The organism is Methylococcus mesophilus, assembly GCF_026247885.1.
Lineage (GTDB): Bacteria > Pseudomonadota > Gammaproteobacteria > Methylococcales > Methylococcaceae > Methylococcus > Methylococcus mesophilus.
Window position 1 is genome coordinate 1328586 of record NZ_CP110921.1, and the last position, 19768, is coordinate 1348353.

General features: G+C 58.7%; 24 protein-coding genes. 17 read left to right on the top strand and 7 right to left on the bottom strand.

Going from position 1 to position 19768, the window contains the following annotated elements; genetic code table 11:
* Positions 1-2 precede the first annotated feature (2 nt).
* On the bottom strand, positions 3-173 hold the full coding sequence (locus tag OOT43_RS05995; protein ID WP_266023908.1) for a type II toxin-antitoxin system HicB family antitoxin: 171 nt from the start codon (positions 171-173) through the stop codon (positions 3-5).
* A 326-nt stretch (positions 174-499) separates the two neighbouring features.
* Between OOT43_RS05995 and OOT43_RS06000 the strand changes: the two genes are divergently transcribed.
* Entirely contained in the window at positions 500-1441 is a 942-nt protein-coding gene (locus tag OOT43_RS06000; protein ID WP_266023910.1) for a pentapeptide repeat-containing protein, read from the top strand.
* 278 nt (positions 1442-1719) lie between these two features.
* On the opposite strand, the gene OOT43_RS06005 is transcribed toward OOT43_RS06000, so the two are convergent.
* Positions 1720-2259, bottom strand: a complete 540-nt coding sequence (locus OOT43_RS06005; RefSeq protein WP_266023911.1) for a class I SAM-dependent methyltransferase — start codon at positions 2257-2259, stop codon at positions 1720-1722.
* Positions 2260-2596: 337 nt separating this feature from the next.
* On the opposite strand from OOT43_RS06005, the gene OOT43_RS06010 reads away from it, so the two are divergent.
* The 5 genes from OOT43_RS06010 to OOT43_RS06030 all read left to right on the top strand — a co-directional run bounded on the left by OOT43_RS06010 (position 2597) and on the right by OOT43_RS06030 (position 6703).
* Complete coding sequence (locus OOT43_RS06010; RefSeq protein ID WP_266023914.1) at positions 2597-3316, top strand: alpha/beta hydrolase; 720 nt, start codon at positions 2597-2599, stop codon at positions 3314-3316.
* A 113-nt stretch (positions 3317-3429) separates the two neighbouring features.
* Positions 3430-3681 (top strand): type II toxin-antitoxin system Phd/YefM family antitoxin, encoded by a 252-nt coding sequence (locus tag OOT43_RS06015; protein WP_266023915.1) that lies wholly within the window; start codon positions 3430-3432, stop codon positions 3679-3681.
* Positions 3678-3932, top strand: a complete 255-nt coding sequence (locus OOT43_RS06020; RefSeq protein WP_266023917.1) for a Txe/YoeB family addiction module toxin — start codon at positions 3678-3680, stop codon at positions 3930-3932. The genes OOT43_RS06015 and OOT43_RS06020 overlap by 4 nt, the downstream gene beginning before the upstream one ends.
* A gap of 904 nt (positions 3933-4836) precedes the next feature.
* Positions 4837-5403 (top strand): CHRD domain-containing protein, encoded by a 567-nt coding sequence (locus OOT43_RS06025; protein ID WP_266023919.1) that lies wholly within the window; start codon positions 4837-4839, stop codon positions 5401-5403.
* Between the two features lie 175 nt (positions 5404-5578).
* A complete protein-coding gene (locus OOT43_RS06030) occupies positions 5579-6703 on the top strand; it encodes a hypothetical protein (RefSeq protein ID WP_266023920.1) in 1125 nt (374 codons plus the stop codon).
* Positions 6704-6796: 93 nt separating this feature from the next.
* On the opposite strand, the gene OOT43_RS06035 is transcribed toward OOT43_RS06030, so the two are convergent.
* From OOT43_RS06035 to OOT43_RS06050, 4 genes are all read right to left on the bottom strand, one after another.
* Positions 6797-6937: a hypothetical protein gene (locus OOT43_RS06035; protein ID WP_266023921.1), complete on the bottom strand. Its 141-nt coding sequence runs from the start codon at positions 6935-6937 to the stop codon at positions 6797-6799.
* 64 nt (positions 6938-7001) lie between these two features.
* Positions 7002-7262, bottom strand: coding sequence for a DUF2442 domain-containing protein (locus tag OOT43_RS06040; protein WP_266023923.1), 261 nt, complete (start codon positions 7260-7262; stop codon positions 7002-7004).
* Between the two features lie 63 nt (positions 7263-7325).
* Complete coding sequence (locus OOT43_RS06045) at positions 7326-7979, bottom strand: nuclease-related domain-containing protein (protein ID WP_266023925.1); 654 nt, start codon at positions 7977-7979, stop codon at positions 7326-7328.
* Between the two features lie 115 nt (positions 7980-8094).
* Positions 8095-10209, bottom strand: a complete 2115-nt coding sequence (locus tag OOT43_RS06050) for a molybdopterin-containing oxidoreductase family protein (protein WP_266023926.1) — start codon at positions 10207-10209, stop codon at positions 8095-8097.
* An 878-nt stretch (positions 10210-11087) separates the two neighbouring features.
* Here OOT43_RS06050 and OOT43_RS06055 point away from each other — a divergent pair.
* The 3 genes from OOT43_RS06055 to OOT43_RS06065 are packed head-to-tail and all read left to right on the top strand — an operon-like array spanning position 11088 to position 12077.
* Entirely contained in the window at positions 11088-11312 is a 225-nt protein-coding gene (locus OOT43_RS06055) for a hypothetical protein (protein WP_266023927.1), read from the top strand.
* Positions 11309-11764: a hypothetical protein gene (locus tag OOT43_RS06060; protein ID WP_266023929.1), complete on the top strand. Its 456-nt coding sequence runs from the start codon at positions 11309-11311 to the stop codon at positions 11762-11764. Before OOT43_RS06055 ends, OOT43_RS06060 begins: the two co-directional genes overlap by 4 nt.
* Before the next feature lies 1 nt (position 11765).
* Complete coding sequence (locus tag OOT43_RS06065; RefSeq protein WP_266023930.1) at positions 11766-12077, top strand: hypothetical protein; 312 nt, start codon at positions 11766-11768, stop codon at positions 12075-12077.
* A gap of 268 nt (positions 12078-12345) precedes the next feature.
* Here OOT43_RS06065 and OOT43_RS06070 read toward each other — a convergent pair whose 3' ends face one another.
* Complete coding sequence (locus tag OOT43_RS06070) at positions 12346-12531, bottom strand: hypothetical protein (RefSeq protein WP_266023931.1); 186 nt, start codon at positions 12529-12531, stop codon at positions 12346-12348.
* Positions 12532-13904: 1373 nt separating this feature from the next.
* Between OOT43_RS06070 and OOT43_RS06075 the strand changes: the two genes are divergently transcribed.
* From OOT43_RS06075 to OOT43_RS06110, 8 genes are all read left to right on the top strand, one after another.
* Positions 13905-14093, top strand: a complete 189-nt coding sequence (locus OOT43_RS06075; RefSeq protein WP_266023932.1) for a hypothetical protein — start codon at positions 13905-13907, stop codon at positions 14091-14093.
* The gene (locus tag OOT43_RS06080; RefSeq protein ID WP_266023933.1) at positions 14083-14775 is read left to right on the top strand and encodes a hypothetical protein; all 693 of its coding nucleotides are present in this window, start codon (positions 14083-14085) and stop codon (positions 14773-14775) included. Before OOT43_RS06075 ends, OOT43_RS06080 begins: the two co-directional genes overlap by 11 nt.
* A 20-nt stretch (positions 14776-14795) precedes the next feature.
* Entirely contained in the window at positions 14796-15653 is an 858-nt protein-coding gene (locus tag OOT43_RS06085) for a hypothetical protein (protein WP_266023934.1), read from the top strand.
* 56 nt (positions 15654-15709) lie between these two features.
* Positions 15710-15982, top strand: a complete 273-nt coding sequence (locus tag OOT43_RS06090; RefSeq protein ID WP_266023935.1) for a hypothetical protein — start codon at positions 15710-15712, stop codon at positions 15980-15982.
* A 57-nt stretch (positions 15983-16039) separates the two neighbouring features.
* Positions 16040-16312: a hypothetical protein gene (locus tag OOT43_RS06095; RefSeq protein WP_266023936.1), complete on the top strand. Its 273-nt coding sequence runs from the start codon at positions 16040-16042 to the stop codon at positions 16310-16312.
* 551 nt (positions 16313-16863) lie between these two features.
* Entirely contained in the window at positions 16864-18138 is a 1275-nt protein-coding gene (locus OOT43_RS06100) for a hypothetical protein (RefSeq protein ID WP_266023937.1), read from the top strand.
* Entirely contained in the window at positions 18135-18491 is a 357-nt protein-coding gene (locus tag OOT43_RS06105; protein ID WP_266023938.1) for a DUF2523 family protein, read from the top strand. Before OOT43_RS06100 ends, OOT43_RS06105 begins: the two co-directional genes overlap by 4 nt.
* Positions 18488-19747 carry a zonular occludens toxin family protein gene (locus OOT43_RS06110; protein WP_266023939.1) on the top strand — a complete coding sequence of 420 codons (1260 nt, stop codon included), beginning with the start codon at positions 18488-18490 and terminating at the stop codon, positions 19745-19747. The genes OOT43_RS06105 and OOT43_RS06110 overlap by 4 nt, the downstream gene beginning before the upstream one ends.
* The last annotated feature ends 21 nt before the right edge of the window (positions 19748-19768 follow it).

Genomic DNA, 19768 nt, shown 5'->3' on the forward strand with positions numbered 1-19768 from the left:
CGCTAGGTTTCATTGTTCTCGATGCGCTCCGCGATCACCCTCAGCGCCAGGATTTTCGCCTTGATTGTCGCTTCTTCCCGGCTCATCCCATAGGCCAGGACTCCGGGTAGCTCAGGAACCTCAGCCACCCATCGGCCGTCTGCCTCCTGTTCCTGATGAATGCTATAGCTCATCGGACTGCCTTATCCTTCCAGTAGGTTATTGATTTCATAAACCTCACAAACCCAAGTACCGAAATAGTCCCAGGAACCATTTCCCTATTTCACGTAAGGGATTGCAACCCCTTCCGTGCTGATCATGATATAAAAGAAGCCGAGTCCAAGAACATGAGGAAGCTACTCGACTGTAATATCACCATGTAAACGAAGTGAGCATATACCAAGATGCTCGGCCTATTAGGGATACAACAGGCGCGTAATTAAATCTTTATTACAGTTGGCGCCGTTCCCTTTTGGCGACGATATATATTAGAGAGCACATAAAACAGAGGGAACAAGTCATGGCTAATCCATACTTTGTTGATTTGCTGAAAAAGGGGCCAGACATCTGGAATAAGACGAGAGAAAGCAACCCCCAGGATTTCGTAGACATCGACCTGGCGGAAGCCCACTTCGAAAGGGCCGACCTCCGCGGGGTACAACTTCAAGGGGCCAACCTCGCAAGAGCCTACCTCGAAGGCGCGAATCTCCAGGGCGCCAAACTCCAAGGAGCCAACCTTGCGGGGGTACACCTTGAAGATGCCAACCTCAAGAACGCCAGCTTCTATGACCCGGGAGTGCACGAAACCAACCTTGAAGGCGCTCACCTCGAAGGAGCCAACCTTTGCGGAGCCAACCTCAAAGAAGCGCATCTCGTAAAAGCCCACCTCACCGAAGCAAACCTGGCAGACGCCCACCTTCGGAGAGCCGACCTTACCCACGCGGACCTCGAAGGCGCCAACCTTGAAGGGGCGCACCTCCGAGAAGCCCATCTCGCGGAAACACAGCTAAGAGAAGCAAATCTTACCGAGGCTCATCTCAGGAAAGCCGACTTGGCACATGCCTATCTCAGAGAAGCCGACCTCACGCACGCGCATCTCACGGGAGCCAACCTCGAGGGCGCCAATCTGCGGGAGGCCGATCTAACGCATGCCCATCTCACAGGAGCCCACCTTGAGCGAGCCAACCTAAGGGAAACCGACCTGACCCACACCCACCTCTCGCACGCCTCCGCCGTGAGCGCCAACTTCGACGGAGCCTACCTCGAGGGAGCCCAACTCGAAGGAGCCTGCTTACGGGGAGCAAACAACCTAACCATTAGCCAGCTTCGCACGGTGAAGACGCTCCACGGCATCGTCGACTTGGACCCGGCATTGAAGGAACAGCTTCGCGCAAGCCATCCCCAGCTTTTTGAAAAGCAGGGCGTTGCCAACTCCAACGATGACGGAGCCGCGATAGCTTGAAATGCTCCACTTAAGCCCCAGATTCCGGCGTCACGCCGACGGCTGCACGGAGAAAATGGGAGCTTACAAAACACTGACATTCGGAACATATTCCAGATACAACCAGGTGTTCAACTACTCACCGTGGATGAGTCACCTTACCCTTGACGCTGGTGACTATTCACGGTTCATCATCTCCCCATTCTCCGGCGACCGGCACCCTCCCTCTCTCCCTTCAAAGCTGGTCGCCATCTTTTTCCCGCCAAGGGCTGCCGACTGGAAGCCACTCGGCCAAACAATCACACCGGCTTACGCGCCGACACCACTGGTGCTAGATCACCTCTCGTCTGCTGAGCGACATCCACGAAACCCGCTTTCGTCAGCTCCTCGGCGACCTCCGCACCGCCATCGACCACGATGCCCGCGCCCGGCTTCAAAAAGCCAATCAGCTCATTCAGCGCGAAAGCCCGTTCTTCCGCCTTCAGCCGATGGAGTGAAAATATCGCGACCGCAGCGTCAATTACATCTCTATCCGTTCCGGGCAGATATTCCATAATATCCAAAGGTGCCGGACAGCAACGATTCGATTCCGCGTAAGGGTTCAGCAACGCATAAACCAGCGGTACTGCCTCCTCAGGCATCACACTGATAACGAACACTTGCGGTGATGCCTCGATGAGCGCGACCGTAACCAGCCCATCACCGCAGCCGATATCCAAAATTCGAATTTTCTCTTTCTTCTTCCGCTTCCCCACCAACTGCAAAACCAACTCCGCAACCCAAGCCGCCTGCATCCGCTCCCGTTCCGTGCTGCCCTCCGGCAATCCTGAAAGTGTCAACTCCTATTCTCCTATCCTTACCTTTATTACTCGTACAAAGGACGATGCGCTTCCGTCATCAGCGCATCGATGCGCGCTGAACTACCCGCTATAAACCGGCTATTTCCTGCATTGCCGTTGACGCTTCGTGACGGCTGAGCTTAAGCCGCCTCCTCCTCAGCCCCCTTGATAATCTCCTCCGGCACCCCCGTTTCCTCAGCGCCTCGATCAACCGCGCCGTGTGTCCAAACAGATATTCCGCCTCATCCTTCCTACCACAGGTCGGTGACAGACCGTTTGTCCCGAGTGCGACGTACACGTAATATCCGCTCCGATTGTCAATTAAGAAAGGGCAGGCATGACGACCTTCGTTCTGGTACACGGCGCTATGCACGGTGGCTGGGTATGGAATTTGGTGCGCGACCAATTGCAAAGTGCCGGACATCAGGTGTTCACGCCCACGCTTACAGGGCAAGGGGAGCGCCTGCATTCGTTGACGCGCTCAATAGGCGTCGCGACGCACGTCAAGGACATTGCCGCTCTTCTCTGGTTTGAAAATCTTCGTGACGTCATACTCGTTCTGCATTCCTACGCTGGGGTTCTTGCCGGGCCGATAGCGGAAGCTTCTGCTGATCGGCTGAGTTGCATCGTCCTGGCGGGTGGATTTCACGTGCAATCGGGACAGTGTTTGCTGGATGTAGAGCCAGCGGACACGGCCTATTACTACCGGGAATTGGTGGCACAGCGAGGACAAGGATGGTTCGTTCCTCCCAGCCCGGACCTCCTTGTCCGTTGGGCGATCACCGATCGGACGCTGCAAGCTTACGTTGGCGCTCGCCTTACCCCTTTTCCGTTCAAATGTCAGACCGATCCCGTATCCTATGATGTCTCCAGGCTCCGGTCCGTTAGGCGAGTTTACATTGAACATACCGAACCGCGATTACCCGCGCTGCGGCAGTCTTTAGTAACGGCTCTTGCCGAAGGTTTCGAACATCTTCGAATTGCCACCGGGCATGACATGATGCTTACCGACGCCACAACAGTGGCCGCTCTGCTGGCAGGGCTGGCGAATCACTGAGCATTGTCTTTAATCGGTCGCCCGAGTTGTCCGGCAGCTTGCGCTGGCGTCGTGGAGCAAGCGTTGTGAGAAAGATGTACAATAACGCGTACATATTGCAAAGGCTCAAGATCATGGACGCCATTACCTACACCGCAGCTCGTGCCAACTTGGCAAAGACCATGGATCGCGTATGCAATGACCATGAACCGTTGATCATCACCCGCAACGGCGAACAATCGGTTGTGATGCTCTCGCTTGAAGACTTCAAGTCGCTGGAAGAAACGGCGTACCTGCTGCGCAGCCCCGCCAATGCAAAGCGCCTGCTGGCTGCCATAGAGGCCTTGCAGGCCGGCAAGGGCCAGGAACGAAAGCTCGCCGAGTGAAACTGATCTTTGCCGAGCAAGCCTGGGAAGACTACGTCTACTGGCAGCAGCAAGACAAGCGCATGGTGAAGCGTATCAATGAACTCATCGAGCACACCATGCGAGACCCCTTCACGGGAATAGGAAAGCCCGAGCCGTTGAAGCATGCGTTGTCGGGTTTCTGGTCTCGGCGCATCACGGACGAGCATCGAATGGTCTACAAACCGGAGGAGGACGCACTCCTGATTGCCCAGCTTCGGTACCACTACTGAGCGCTCTAACGATGACGCGCATTGACGAAGCGGAGTCCGGCCCAGCGCCCCGTTAGGACAAGCCCGGCCGGAGGGAAACCCGCAAGTTCCGGGTTTTATTCCTCCGATTACGCTTCGCTAATCGGAGCTACGCGGGCTCTGGATGGACCCCAAAGAGACCGACCCCTCCAAGCTAACCCACCTCTACCAGCCTTACCCCGCCTTCCTCATGCAAGCCTGGCCGGTGAGCAAAGCGGTCAACGATCCAAAGAACAACGCCCCCAGCCTTCTACAGCCAGTGGATGACAACGAAGGCCCTTGAGAGATTGCGGAGATCTCCGTAATACCGCGAGAATCTGCCGAATCACCGCATCCCCTTCCAGCGCACTCGCGAACCGTCGCCATCGGCCCAAGAGAAAGCCGGTCGCGGCCGTCATTCCTAGCGCGATCACTGCGCTTCCCACCGTGTGTCGCCCTGTTCCGAGACAACGCGCTTCCGTCGTCAGCATATCCTCGTGGGCCAAACAGAGTGTTGAAAGCCTATCGTCACTTTTCCATGTACCACGATAGAACCAATCTTGAGCTCTGTAGTAGGATAAGGGCCGTTAGCAAGAGCAAAGAATAACCTTAACGCATTTTGCTAATGTAACAAAAATAATTATGCGTTCAATTGAGTGTTTGCGTTGCTCCCTTGTGTTGACCGGCCCGCCCTAATGAGGGCGTCCTATTCGGTTGACATCGGCAAGCATGCACGCCGAGGTTATGCAAAATCCGGTAGCCATCGGAAAACCCCTCGGCAAAGAGAGGTCGAGATGATTCTTCGAATGCCGCAAGGCATGAAGAGTGAAAGATTTGATCTGCATTGAGTGCTTTGCGCTGAAGGCATCTTGGCGAATTTCTACATCATCTAGAAAGGAGTTTGCTCGTGATCAAGAATCTTGCGGTTTCCCTATTGGCATTAACCCTCCTGCCCCTCCAGGCTGCTCAGGCAGGACCGCTCCTAAAGAGCACCTTAAGCGGCGCCCAGACCGTTACCGACACCACAGTTGGAACCGCCACACTTCCGGTAACCGGACTCGTAACCGGCTCATTGGGAACAGCCGAATTTCTGCTTTCACCTGACCGCCGCGCATTGGCATATACCCTGAAGGTTTCGGTCATGCCAGCAACCGCGATCTTCATGGCGCATATCCATTTGGGTCCGGTAGGGGCAAATGGTCCGGTTCTGTTCTGGCTTTACGGTGACCCTAATCTCGATCCGCCAAATAGCCCCGTTCCTCCCAACCAATTTCCGCGGAACGATGGCCCGTTTACAGGCCAGATATCCGGTGTATTGACTGCTGCCGACTTCGACCCCGATCCGAGCCAGGGGGTAAGAAACTTTGAAGAGGCAGTAAAGAACATCCTTGCCGGTAACGCCTATACGAATGTTCACACAGTGCAGTATCCGGCCGGTGAAACCCGTGGGCAAATTGAAACGATCAAAAAGTAGTCCACCGGCATCAGCCTAAAAATCCAGTGACAATGGACACGATCGAAAAACGTAGCCTATAGCTACCTATATCTCTAGCCGCACCTGCTGTTTTTCGTATCCATCGACAAGGAAGTCGTCACGCGACAAAGAGCGCGGATTCCGGAACCAAGTTTGTCACCTAAAGGATAAACTCATGAAACTAATAAAAATCATCACCGTTGCCACATTAGCCTTTATGCTGGGGGCATGGTCTAGCGCATCGCGGTCCGAAGATTACAGCAAGCAGGATGAATCAGCCAATAGCTCACCTGCCAGCCTGTTTTACGCGACAGCCACATTTACGGACGGATCAGGAAACAATCAGAACGATTTCGCTCAACCAATCGGCATATCTCCCGGCTCCAATACACCCGCTGACGGGTACATCGTGGATCCAGTCAATAACCAAGTCAACCTGAAGTTCACCATATATAACGGTCAATCTTCCTTTGGATATAAATCTGGAAACATTCAGATTTACTGGAGTACAATCCCTGCAGGTTACGCGAGCACTTCCGCCTTTATGAAGGCAGTAAAAGTGAGCGGCACAAAGGGAAGCGGAAAAATCAATAATAACGGTCTTTATGTCTGGACGTCAAAAAAAGCCCTCAAGCCCGGAAAAATAGCCACAGTCATGTTTCAGTTCCCACTATATACGTCTAACGGGACTACGATTAAAACGACTGGCACATATGGCCAAGGCCCAAATTCACCCCCAATACCGCTATTGAACCAAGGATGGAGCTTTACCACCAGCATTCAAAAGCAGGCAGAAAATATTTCGTCGTCCGTCTATTTATCCGGAACCGTCAATTTAGAGCAGGTTCTGGTTTCTTTTCAATCGTCGGGCTGTATCCCGCCCAATCCAAGCTCATCGCCTGACCCGGTTGGCGGACCAGTATCACTAAGCTACCTTATCTTCCCGACGTATACCAACTCAAAAAATACGAAAGATGCCTTTGTGAGCTATACTTGGTCGGAACAGAACGGTCAAAATCCGCTATGCGCCCCCAACTATGCAATAGGCATAATCAACGCCAACTACACCTTCGGCGCGGTTTACCAATGTAAGTTTTGCGAATGCCCAAATTGTGGCGTCGTATGTAACGGCCCCGAACCGCCTGTAAGCTGTTGGTCAGCGGCTACTGTTTACAAAAATACGCAATGCACGTTCCAAAAATATAGCAATACGCTACCCGGCACCTTCACGTTCAGCGGGCCATCTAGTAGTGGAAATCCAACTACGAGCGCATATTGCTGTCCGACTATGCAGAATTAACCCATTCAGTCCAGGTTAATTGCCTCTTTAATGCCGCGCCGCTATTGGGTCCAACATCTTGTAACTCCCTGGAGGCGCGGAGATTTTAGGGAATCACCACGGACATCCCGAATCATCACCCTCGGTGATGTAGCTCTTCAGCAAAGGCTGATAGCCGGAAAAACCCTTCCGCGGCGCAATCTCTTTCAAGGACTCCACCACGTCCACCGGAATCCGCAGCGTAATCGAAGTCATCGGCCGGTCTTTGGCCAGACGTTTCTTTAAACGTTCTCGGATCATAGCAGCCGTGTCTGCCGGTTCAGGATGTCATCCCAGAGACCAAAGGAAACCGCTCCGGATGACGGATCGAATCCACGTGCAAATCGACGTCCAAATCCGGCCAGTAAAGATGATGCGGTTGCGGCCGTTCGACACGAAACAACTGCTCCACCGGCGCCTTGGAAAACCACGGAAAATCCGCGAACGCCACGAACAGCTCCTCCTCATCGTCAAGGAGTAGCCAAAAGCCATGCTTCCAAATGCGAGAAACCTCAACCGCCGAAATGTCTGTGCCAAGCATCCCGAATCTCCTGCTCATGTGACCGCGCCAAGCGTCCCGCCTTACGCAACTTAATCATCGCTGTCATCGATCATTCTTGTACAGCTTCCCGAACTTCCGGTTCAGGTAAGCCACATGCTCCACATCCGTCTTCTTCGAGATCGCCAACCGCTGGCATTCCAGACGGCCCACGCACTGCTCTAGCTGCGACTGCGAAAGCCGCTCCCGGCTGTGAGCCTGAATCTTCCGCGCCAATTGAAATGCATGCGTCACATTCTCCGGAACCTTCGTCTTGAACTCCGCGCTTCCGGTGAACGTGACGAATGAATGCAGGTGCTCCGGTGGCAGGATATCTTTCAGCAGCTCTGTTAGCGTCTTTTCGTGTTTGTAGTTCTGCCGTAGAGGGTTCTGGAAAGAGTGCTTGCGCTTGAAGTAAACCGCCGTCCAGGTGGGTGACTTTTCGTCCCCGTAAATCCAGCACTTTTGATAATGCTTCGACTCGATCACGAACACTCCGAACCGCGACACCACCACATGATCCACCTGTGTCGTCCCGTCGCCGCTCCGCAGCGTCAGGTTATTCATCACGTGGTAGTGGGGCGGCTTCAGGTTGGCGGTGAGAATCTGCCGAACCGCCGCTTCCCCTTCCAGCTCATGCTCGATCCGCCGCCACCGGCCCAAGAAAAAGCCGGTCGCGGCTGCCATCCCCATTGCGATCAATCCGCTTGCCGCTGGCATAGGTTCTCCTAGTTATTGACGATGCGCTTCCTTCGTCAGCGCATCCTACGCGGGCTCACGTTGATCGCGATATTAGGCATTTAACGTTACCCCGCCCCCCAGGAATTTCATAATTTTAGGCGTGCGCGGCCACCACTTGTACCAAATTGTCCGAAAACGACGGCGCGTTGCCCATGCCGGCGAACTCCGATGAACTGATACTGTTGACCGTGCCAGTATTCAGTTGCCGCCAATAGCCTAGTGTGGCGACAACTAAGCCCGCATTAACATCAGCGGTGATACGGGCATCGCCTTCAAATGCCCCCCGATCATTGAATACTCTCACTTTATCGCCATCTTTAATGCCGCGTTCCTCAGCATCAACTGCATTTATCAACACAAACTGTTCGCCTTGGCCTTTTATTTTCTGTTCCATGTTCGCGTAACAGGAATTCAGGAAACCGTGGCTTTTGGGCGAGATAATGCTTAATGGGTATTTTTTCCCCAGTTCAGGGTTGGTCGCGGTAGATTCCCTGGATGGCACATAATCTGGCAAGGGATCAAGCAGCTCGCCAGATTGGAAGTCGCCATACATCTGCCGGAATGGCCCAGGTACAAAATTAATCGCGCCCTCGGATTTCAATTGACATTTGCCGGACGGGGTAAGGAAATCCCCTTGTTTATGCGGCGCGCGGTCGTCCTTTGTGCCGACTTTCAGCCGAGCAAAACCATGTGTGCGAAGATACGCCAGATCAATGCCTTCACATGCCGGAGCGTCCCAATCGACATAGTGCTCGAGACATTCGCCGTCCGACCACTGGAAATTTTCCTCCTGAAAACCCAGCCGTGCCGCCAAACGGCGGAAAATTTCGTTATTGGGTATCGCTTCGCCAGGAGCATTCACGCATTTGGCATTGTAAGTCAGATATAAATGTCCCCACGATAAAATTATGTCTTCCTGTTCCGCGCCCATCGCGGCGGGAAGCAGGATGTCAGCATACACGGCGGTGTCGGAAATGAAATGCTCCGCCGATATCATGAACAAACTTTCGTTAAGCAAGCCTTGAACTATTTTCTCGGTTTCCGGTGCTTGGGTGACGGGGTTAGCGTTCCAGCACATTAGCGATTTGATCGGCGTGCCGGCGGGAGGCTCATCAGTAAGGACGCGGCCTAGTTGTAAGGCATTGATGACGCGAGTGCCTTCGGGAATCAAATCAGGGCGGCAGATCACGTCAAATCTATATGGATGCTCCCAAACCGGGAACTGCAACGCGCCGCCGCCAACATATCGCCACGCACCCGTCAACGCTGGCAGGCAACTGACGGCACGAATGGCTTGCCCTCCGCCTTTATGGCGTTCCAATGCTACCCCTAGCCGGATTGCTGCTGGCTGGGTCGTGGCATATTCACGCGCTAAAGTGCGGATGATGTCGGCGGGGATACCGGTGATAGCTTCTGCCCATTCAGGATTGCGGGTTTTGGCGCGGTCTTTCAACTCGTCAAACCCGACGGTGTAATTATCGATATAGTCCTGATCGACCAAACCTTCTTCTATAATGGTATGGATCATCGCCATTGCCAATGCGCCGTCGGTGCCGGGTTTGGGGGCGATATGCCAATCTGCCTCTTTCGCGGTTTTGGAGGCATATGCATCAATTACCACCAGTTTCGCACCTTTCTTCTGTGCTTCTTTAACGATATGCCAATGATGTAAGTTGGTGCTGACAGAATTGCAAGCCCAAATGATGATGTAGTTGGCATGGATGAAGCTTTCGGGATCAACGCCGGCAGTCGGCCCCACGGTTAACAACCACGCGGTGCTAGAGCCTTCGCCGCAAAAGGTGCGTTCGGTGACGGTCGCCCCCAAGCGGTTGAAAAATGCATCGCCGCCATTCAGGCCATGCACCAAACCTTGGTTGCCCAAATAGCTATACGGCACAATCGCTTGTGGCCCGTGTTCAGCAATAATAGCTTGCCAGCGGCTGACGATTTCATCCAAAGCCTCATCCCAACTGATGCGGGTAAACTGTTTACTTCCTTTCGGGCCGCTACGACGCATCGGGTATAAGAGGCGGTCCGGGTGATAATGGCGTTTTTCATAATCCTTCAATTTGACGCAAAGCCCACCGCGTGTCATGGGATGATCGGGATTGCCTTTGACTCCGGTTAACTTATCGTCTTCCACTTGATAAATCATAGAGCAAGTGTCGGGACAATCGTGGGGGCAGCCACCGTGATGCGTGGTCTTCATTGTTTTATTTTTTCCAGGTTAAAAATCTTACAGGGTTGGTGGGCGAAACAGTCTGCCTACTTACATGGCTGGCACAATATTAAAAGTTACGATTTCTAATAGATATTGTGTAAAGAAGCCTAATTGTTACTAGACACAACCCCTAATTTGCATACTAGATGTAATCTATTAAGCATCTGAGCTGAATGCTTCGGTGACGTGGAGTGCGGAAAAGGTTCCAAAGCCAGAAGCTCATGCCTCCTAGGATCACCGTGGCTAGGACGCTGGGCCAGATGGGCATTTGATGGCCGGCGACGAGGATTTCGGGGCGGATCACCAGTCGCATGAATTGAGCGACGGCCATGAGGGCAAACACCGCGCTGGCGACGCGTAGTCCTCGGATTTGAGCGTTCATGTTGCCTACCCCTGTGGTGGGTTGATGGGTGGCTTGCGCTTTCGCCCCGCTTTGTCCGTCTGCGTCCCTTCGCTCTCTGCTCCGTCGCCCGACGGCGCTAGGGGGTGCCGTTGACGACTTTTCTTTCTTCTACCCGTTCCATGTCCGGGCTGATCTGCCCGGCTTCCGGGATCGTGTTCCCCGTGGTTAGCCAATAGGCGTATTGGGGCCATATTTTCGCTACCGCTTCGATCTCCGGCGCTCCTGCTCGTACTGACCTTCGCTTGATATTCGACCAGCGCATTCGGTCGATCCCGCTTTCCCGTTCCAAGTCGGTTGGGGAAAGCTTGGTCGTTTGTATAAGCAAATTCAGTCTGTCCTGAAGGTCCATATCAATAAATCTGATGCTTGCGATTATTGCACTTGCTATAGACGCTTGCGATAATAGCATTGCAGCAAAGAAGTAATGCCCCAACAAAGCGGCTTATAGCTGGAGTTCGAGACTATGACGGACGACCAAAGCAGTCAAGCGGTGTTGCCTTTCCCGTTTGTGTACCCGGTGCCCTACATGACGCGCGAGCTGTATGCGCAATACGTCGGCTTGCCTATCGGGGTGGTGGATGCCTGGGTGGAGCGGGGCCATGTCCCTTCGGAAAAGATCGGCAAGTACCTGCTCGTCAACATCGCCGCGCAATGGCGCGACGCCGTGCAGAAGGACACCTTTCGATGAACACGCAAACCGTTCCCCAGTCTCTCGCCGGGCCGACGACCGGTTATCGCCGCAGAGTGTTCGACTGCATCCTGTCGGAAGTGGCCGACACCGAGCGTTATTGCCGCTCCGGGCACTGCGTCGGCCCGTCGGACGGGTTTTCCCGAGCTTTGCAAGCCTGCGATCACAGCGCCACCCTGATCCACGGCATGGTGTTGCCTTATCTTCGCGAAGCCAACGACCCGGACCGGCAGCTGTATGCGTTCGCGGAACTCGCCAGCGGCTATGTCCGAACCCTTTGGAAGGAGCTTTGTGGCGTTGTCGGGCCGAGCCCGGAAGACTTCGCCACGCGCCAGCGCTACCGCGCCGAAGTCGAGCGCCTTACCGGCGCCAGCGCCCCGGAAGCCGCGCCGGCCGAAGCGCCCGCGCCGAATGCCAATGGCCGGCAAGTCGACGACTACGAGGCGGCCTGACATGACCCCGCACCCGCCGCCCCTGTTGCCCCTGTCGCCCATGGGTCACGACATCCCCGAGACCCCGAACCGCGAGACCGTCGGCGGCCTGGTCGACCGTGTCGACCTCATCAGCCAAGACCTCGCCGGTGTGCTGCAGCGGGTCACCCAGCTCGCCACGGAATTCCCGCTGGAAACCACGCTGCTGATCAGCCAAGTGCACCTGAAAGGCACCCTGCGCCGCCTGACCCACGTCCGCGACCGCTTCCAGTTCCTGGTGGATGACCACGCCGAAGCTCAAGCCCAGGCATTCAACCCGCGAGAGGAAACCTGACATGCGCACCGACCACCGCACGCTGCAATGCGAATGCCTCACCCGAGAAGGCACGCGCTGCGCCATGCCCGGTACCTCGTCTCGGGAAATCGCGGACGGTCGCCGGGTGCAAATTTGCGATCTCCATGTTTGGCGCTCGGGGCGGGGCTTCGATCTTCGATTCATCCCCGCGCCAAGGCAGGCTGCGGCTGGAACTGAATCGGTTAAACCCCAGGAGGCACCCTGACATGCGTGGCTTGCGCCCCGATCGAACCGCCAAAGTCCTCCGCTACGCCTCGGCGGCCTTGTGTGAAAGGTGAGCATAGATGCAATCGAAAATGTCGATGACAGACGCATCGTCCGGCAATGACGACTTCACGATCAGCCGCTCCGTGTGGCCGTTCCGCTCCTGGATCAAAGCCCCCGTCAGCTTCGCCGCGGTCTTGATTAGTTCGAGTTTGGTTTCGTTATTCATGAAAGTGACCCCGCTCCGGTCAAGTGGAATGGCGCAACTAAAAAGTGTAGTCGCCCGCGCCACCGCTCACCGGCGGCACGAACGGTACAGCGCCTTCGTCTACCCGTCGGCCCTCAACCTGGTTGAGGTCGTCTAGCCATGTTCCTCAAATCCCCCAGGACGCGCCCTCCCTTCGCGTCTCCCACCTGCAACCTTTCCGGTCCCCTCGGCTGGGGGCGAGGCCCGGACTCTATGAGCAGCGGAGCTGAAACCTATGTCTTTGCGTTGAGCGTGTTGAACGCCTCTCGCGCTGTCGGCTCGGAACGGCTTATCGCCGGCCGGTTCAAGCCCGCCCCGCCTGCCCGCCGGCTCGCCCTCACAGTTCCCGGCCCTAGGAAAAACCGGGAACCCGACTACACTGAAACTGACCCGCAACGTCAAGCAGCGTTGCGAGTTGGTGTTTCGATTGTCATCTCCCTACTTCGGTCCGGCGCGTTCTTCTTTCGCGCCGGGTCTTCTTCCGCCCCTGAGGCCAAGCCGTCCGGCTCCTTCCGCCTCAGTGCCCGCGAAGACCGAATACCATCCTGCGAATACGCTTGTGAGCGACGCGCAGTCCTACCCGCCCACGGAATCGGGCGGGTTTCTTTCTGCGCAGAATTCTCCCGCGATCGTCGAAACCGGCCCGGCTTGGGAGTTCCCAAGCCGGTTGTGCCGTGCGCAGCGGCGATGCCCAATGGCCTCGGCCTTGTAGGTTCCGCTGAAGCCGACACGGCAGCTCAAGTTTCGGTTTGCCGGAATTTGGCTCTCGGCGACCTTGCCGGTTTATCTGAGGTCAAGCAGTCGGATCGGGCAGTTATCCATAGGGGGGACCCGCCGGGGGTTGCGCAGCGTATCCCCCAGAGGCGGGGGGTGCCTGTGGAGAACTGCCCGGTCCGGCTGCCGGGAAATCCGCGGCCCCGGATGCAATGGGCGTTCCGGGGGGTTGCCGGCCTGATCGTCGGCCTAAATAACCCGCCACCCGATATCGGGAAATATTCCCTTTGTAGCGTACTCGGGTTCTCCTGCAACCCCCAAGCCCAGTACACTCCCAGGCACGCGCCAGACGCTTTGCCCTGGCCCGTAGTCCGTGTCATTCCGGAAAGGCTGTACTTGCATGGTCAGTCTTCCCGGCCCGGTGTGACCGCTTTCACCGGGACCTTGTTCGCCCGCTCGGTAGATTCGTCCGTTAGTTCTCATCCCCTTGCTACCGGGCGGGCACCTTTTCCCAGCGCACGGCCCGAATTCTCCCGCAGCCCTCGACGTCACCCCGGCTTGGGAATGCCCAAGCCGGTTGTGCCCGACGCCTTCACCGCCGCACGCCTCGCCCTCCCCCTGATCCACGTCGAGGTCCTGGCATGAGACCCACCCTCGACGCCAGCTACGCCACCCGCAGCCAGCACCGCCTTGCGGCCGAACGCACTGCCCTCCTGGCCAGCCTGGCCGGCCTCGCCCTCCTGGCCGTCTGCCTCTACGCCGTCGCCGAAGTCCTCGCCAGCGCCCTCTGGCTCTGGCGTCTCAACCGGGAGCTCGCCTGTGCGTACTAACCTCCGCCACTGCCCCGACTGCGACTACCTCCAAGCCTTACCCAACGGCTGGACCGTCTGCGGCTTCCGCCTCACCGGCCCCGCGCTCGAGCTGCTCAACAGCGCCGCCCGCTTCGACTACCGCACCCCGCCCGCCGCCTGCGCCTACCCCATCGGCGGCGGCCGCTACTCCACCGAAAGCGAACAGATCGCCCCCGAAACCGCCGGCCTCCCGGCCAGCGACAGACCCCGCCGCGTAGCCTTCACCCGCACCCCGCCGCAATGCTGGGACTGCCCCTACTACCGTGGCGAAGTCGAAAAGAACCCCGCCCACAGCTGCCGGCTTAAGCGTCGCCAGCGCTGGTACTGGGGACCGGGCGAAAACCTCGTCATCCAGGCCGACAGCGACCGCTGCGAACCGCTGTTCCCGCACATCGACGCCCTGCGCGACGGGATCGACCGCGACACCGGCGAACTCCGCCCCGACTACGTCGAAGCCCTCGCCTGGTTCCAGGACTACGACCGCAGTCTCCAGGCCCAGGCCGAAGCCAAAGGCGCCATGCCGCTCCCGGCTTCAGCTTCAGCTTCAGCTTCAGCGCCCGCGCCGGTAGCAGCGCCGGCCTCGATGAACCGCCACCCCTTCCGCCGGCCCGGTGCCCCTACGCGCACACCGGACAGACCGGCTGTACCCCCAAGCGCGTGAACCCCAAACGGAGAAAACCCATGCAAATCGTCATCAGCGCCCCCGTCATCGGCGCCAACCGCTACCACATCGACGGCAGCAAAGGCGGCAGCGTCTACGTCCTCCAGCCCGCCCAGGACGACGCCCAGAATCACTTAGGCCTGCAGGTCCAGAAGTTCAACGCCCCTTACGACCTGGTCGAACAGCTCAGCCAAAAGCCCCTGCCCGGCCATTACGACCTGCTGGTCGACATCGAACGCGGCAGCCAGGACAGCGACAAAGAAAGCGTCCTCTCCCTCGCCGGCAGCGGCCAATTCGAAGTCCCCGCGCTCTACGAACTGTTCCACCTCGACCCCCAAGCCCCGGTCAGCAAACCCCACCCCGACAGCCAGCGCCCCCTGGCCGGGGCACTGCGCGGCCTCGTCGTCAGCGCCACCCGCTACGACATGACCGACGACGGCGGCGGCAAAGGCGGAAGGCTCTACATCCTCCAGCCCACCAGTGGCCGCAACCCCAACCAGTTCGGCCTCGAACTCATCCGGCTGCGCATGCCCTACGAGATATTCGCCCAGCTCCAAGCCCTCCAGGTCCCCGGCGAATACCTCATCGACGTCCAGCTCGGCCGCGGCGCCGGCGACAAAGCCCAACTGCGGGTCACCGGCCTGCGTCCCGACAACCTGCTCGACAAAGCCCGGCTGCATGAACTGTTCAAGCTCGGCAAGGACGGCCAGCCGCTCCAGCCCGGCCAGGCCGGGAACGTCAGCAGCAGCGGTTCCGGTTCGGCTTCCGGCTCCGCTTCAGTTTCCGGTTCCGCTTCGGCTTCCGCCGCCTCGGCCAAACCCGCCCCGGTCATGGCCCCGCCCGGCCTCGACCCGCTCGCCGCGGCGGCCAAAGCCTGAAGGCCGGGACGGCAAACCCTGAACGAACTCCAACCCAGCCCAGGAGCTGAGTTCCCATGATCTCCCAGTCCGTCACCCTGCCGTATTGCGACGGCGTGCTGTCGCAAGACCCCCAGACCAACGCCCCGGTCTGCAGCGGCGTGTGGCGGACGATCCAGACTCTCGCCCTCGATCCGGCCAACCAAGCCACGCTTGGCGCCGTGCTGGATACGGGCGGAGTGGATTGGACCACCGTCGAATGGATCTTCGGCAGCGGTCTGATCCTGTTCGCCACCGGTGCAGGCATCGGTGGCGTCATCCACACGGTGAGGAAAGCCCGCAACCCCTAAGGGCCTCCCGCCGCAATCCCAACAGTAACCAAAGAGGTATTCATCATGATACGTGCAATGAAGCAAGCCGCAGGCGCCACCTACGAGTTCGTCCAGGGCGCCTGGGAAAAGGTCGGCGACCTGGCGCAGAGCCACGGCGGCAAAGCCCTGGCAGCCGGTGCCGGCACCCTGGCGGTCTCCGGCAATGCGTTCGCCGGCATGGGGGCCGATGCCGCTGCGGCGCTCACCAGCGCTCAAACCGAAGGCATCACCGCCGGCACCGGCGTGGTCGCCATGGTCGCCGCCCTGGTCGTGGTCGGTGTCGTCATCGCCCTCATCAAGAAAGCGTAAAGCGGGACTCGAGACGGAAGCCATGGTCACCGCCGTCTCTTGTCTGATTGGCGTCTGCTGGATCCTGGTCTTCGTGGCCGGCATCCGCACCACCGCCATCTAAGCCGCTTGGCGCTTACGCTGGAATGAACGTGCTAGCCGTTCCTTCTGACCTTCGACACCCGGGCACCGTGACGACGGCGGCCCGGGTTTCCCCGGTTTCTTCTCTGGCTCGGGTAGGCCTGTGGCCTCTACCGGCTCGGGCGCTATCCCTGTATCTCGTCACGCTTATCGTCATCGGCCTTCTCCGCCCCTGCGCCTTCGCGTTGAACTGTGCCGCGAACCAACCCAGGGACGTCATCTTTTTACAAAACAAGGTTCCTCGTGTGTGTTATGGCAGCGGCTGCGATTCCAGCTATGACGCATGCAAAATCACGGCTTGCGCCTCTTATGGCGGGGTCCGTGCGTCGAATGACGGGCCGATGATCGTTTATTGCAACATTGACAATAAAGCCGTTGATTGCTCGTCGCGTAACACCTGCGATGCGGGTTATCACTTGGAAGGCAGCCCAGTGGAATGCCGCCCGGATGATCCGGGCTACCAATGCCCCGACGGTTATAACCTGATCGCCGGTAGCAATCCGCCTAAATGTTCGCCTGGGTCTTCCTGCCCGAATGGCGGCACCTACGACAACACCACCAGCTACTGCTACAACGTCCCCGACTGCCCCGCCGGCCAGAACCGCCAGGCCGATTGTTCCTGTGCCGCGGCCGGGCTGTGCGAAGCCGGCGCCCCCATCGGCGAGGGTTCGGTCTGGCAGGCCGCCAGCTATTCCGGGCTGTTGTGCGTCAACGGCTGCGCGATCCGCTCCAGCGACAAGGACCAGCTGATCCTGATCGGCGTCTCCGCCACCAAGAACAACCAGCCCGGCACGACCTACACCGGCAGCTTCGTCCAGACCGGCGGCCTGTGTTCGGCCCCGGCCGGCGCCGTGATCGCCTCGGTGAGTAAAGAGGTCGATCCCCCCAAGCCCGGCACCAATCCCCCGGTCAACTGCGTCAACGATGCGACCGGTAAATCCATGTGCATCGACCGCCAGCGCCCCGGCTGCGGCGTCTATAACGGCAACAAGTTCTGCGGCGATCAGCTGCCGACCAACGGGGAGTGTTTCTTCATCGGCAAGTCCGGCTATGTCTGCGGCGGCAACCAGACCCCGCCGCCCCCGCCCAATCCTTCCGATCCGCCGGCGCAGAAAGGCGGCGACATCAAGCTGCCCGGCAACAACACCGGCCAGCCCGGCGGCGGCGATGCCGACGGCGACGGCAACCCGGTCGGCGACGGTCCCGGCGGCGACGGCGACCAGGACGGCAACTTCGGCAACTACCCCGGCGGCGATAACGGCTCCGGTCAGCCCGATGGGAATGGGGGCGGAAACTGTACCGGGTCGAACTGTCTGGACACGTCCGGGCTGGCCAAGGAGACCACCCTGTCCGGTATCCTCGGCTCGCTCAACACCATCAAGGACGGCATCGGCGGCAGTCTCACCGGCAACGGGTTTACGGCCGCCCCCGCCGAGCCGCCGTCGTCCGGCGGCAAGCAAGCCGAAATCGAACAGCTGCGGTCCGATCTGTCTGCCCGCATTGCCGCCATCAAGGCCGAATTGAACGCCATGGTGACTTTCGGCAACGGGAGTGGCGCCTTGGTCTGCGGCGCCGACTGGGGATTCTCGTTCCTGGGTTCGTACGTGAGCCTGTGCAATGACTCGGTGATTGCCGCCCTCAACCTGCTCGGGCCGGGCCTGTTGTTCATCGCCGTGGTCTACGCCTTCTACGTGCTGTTCTCATGATTGAAGCCATTCAGCGGGTCTACGATGCGGTCCTGACCTTCTTCCAGGGTATCTGGGACTGGATCACGACCGGCATTTATGACTTCGGGGTCTGGGCGTTCGCTAAGCTGGTGGAGTACCTGGTCTGGAAGAGCCTGGAGTTCAAGCTCTGGGCCTTGGATTTCGGCTGGGATGCGGCCAAGGTGATGCTCGCGGACCTGGATTTCGCCAACCGCATGCAATCCGCCTTCGATCTGTTGCCGGCGTCCTCGGTGGCGATTCTCAACGCCTTGGGGGTGCCGCAGTGCATCACCTTGGTGGTGACGGCGGCACTCACCCGGTTCCTGCTGCGCTTCATTCCGGGGGCGACATGAGCATCAAAATTCATCACGGCCCACCGGGCAGCTACAAGACCTCGGGCGCGGTCATGGACGACTTCATCCCGGCCGCCCGCGCCGGCCGGGTGGTGGTCACCAATGTCCGGGGGCTGGATTCGGTCGAGCGGGTCCGGGACGCCTTGGGCGATGACACCGTCCCCGACAGCTTCGAGCTGATCCACCTCCCCACCACCGAACACCCGGACGCGGCGAAGAACCGCCAACTGCTGTCGCGCTGGTGGCACTGGCTCCCGCACGGGGCCTTCATGCTGCTGGACGAAGCCCAGATGATCTGGCCCAAGACCTGGAAGGACGGGGACTTAAGGGAACTCGACTACCCCGGCGGGCTGGACGCCGCCAATGCCGCCAACCGCCCCTTCAACTGGCAGACCGCCTTCGAGATGCACCGGCATTACGGCTGGGACATGGTCCTGACCACGCCCAACATCGACCGGCTGCGGCCGGATGTCCGCCAATGCGCCGAAGGGGCTTACAAGCACAAGAACCAGGCCATCATCGGCCTTAAGGGCTTCTACCTCGAAGCCTTCCACATGGCCGACGACAACGGTAAGGCGGCGTCGGATTTCCTGATTCTGCGCAACCGCCGCATCAAACCCGAGGTCTGGAAACTCTATGACAGCACCGCCACCGGCACCGTCCGTGACACTATCGCGGGCTTGTCTCTCCTTGCGAGCCCTCGCGTTCTCTTTCTGGTGGGCGTGCTCGCCGGTTGCCTGTACTGGTTTTTCTCGGGTGATCGGCCCGCTGTACTGGGCGGCCCGATTAAGTCTTCCGTACCTGGTGCTGCTGGACCAGGGCCTGGTGTTCCTGGGCCGGCACCTGGGCCGGGCGGCGGGATCATTGCTGCTATGGGTCCTGCACCGGGTGGTGCTGCGCCTGGCGGCCCTGCTGCTGGTGGGGATGGCGCTCTTGCGGCTGCTCGGGCTGCTGACCCGTTAGACGGAAGAAGGCTCTACATCGCCGGCCGTTATGGCCCCATCGAGGATCTGCGTTACCTGTTCGTGGCCGAGTCGGAGCAGGACACGATCCACCTCACCGACCGCGAACTGGTCCAGATCGGCGCCAAGGTCGACCTGGTCACCACCTGCTTCGCACGGGTCGCCTTCGGCGCCCTGGTCCGCACCGCCTCCTGCGTGCCGCACAGCAAACGTAAACCGAAGCTCACGGCCGAGCCGGCCAGCCGCGACGACGTAGGCGGAGCGGCGCCGCCGGGAAGGCCGGCAGCGCCGTGAGCAGACGTCCTTGTAACACGT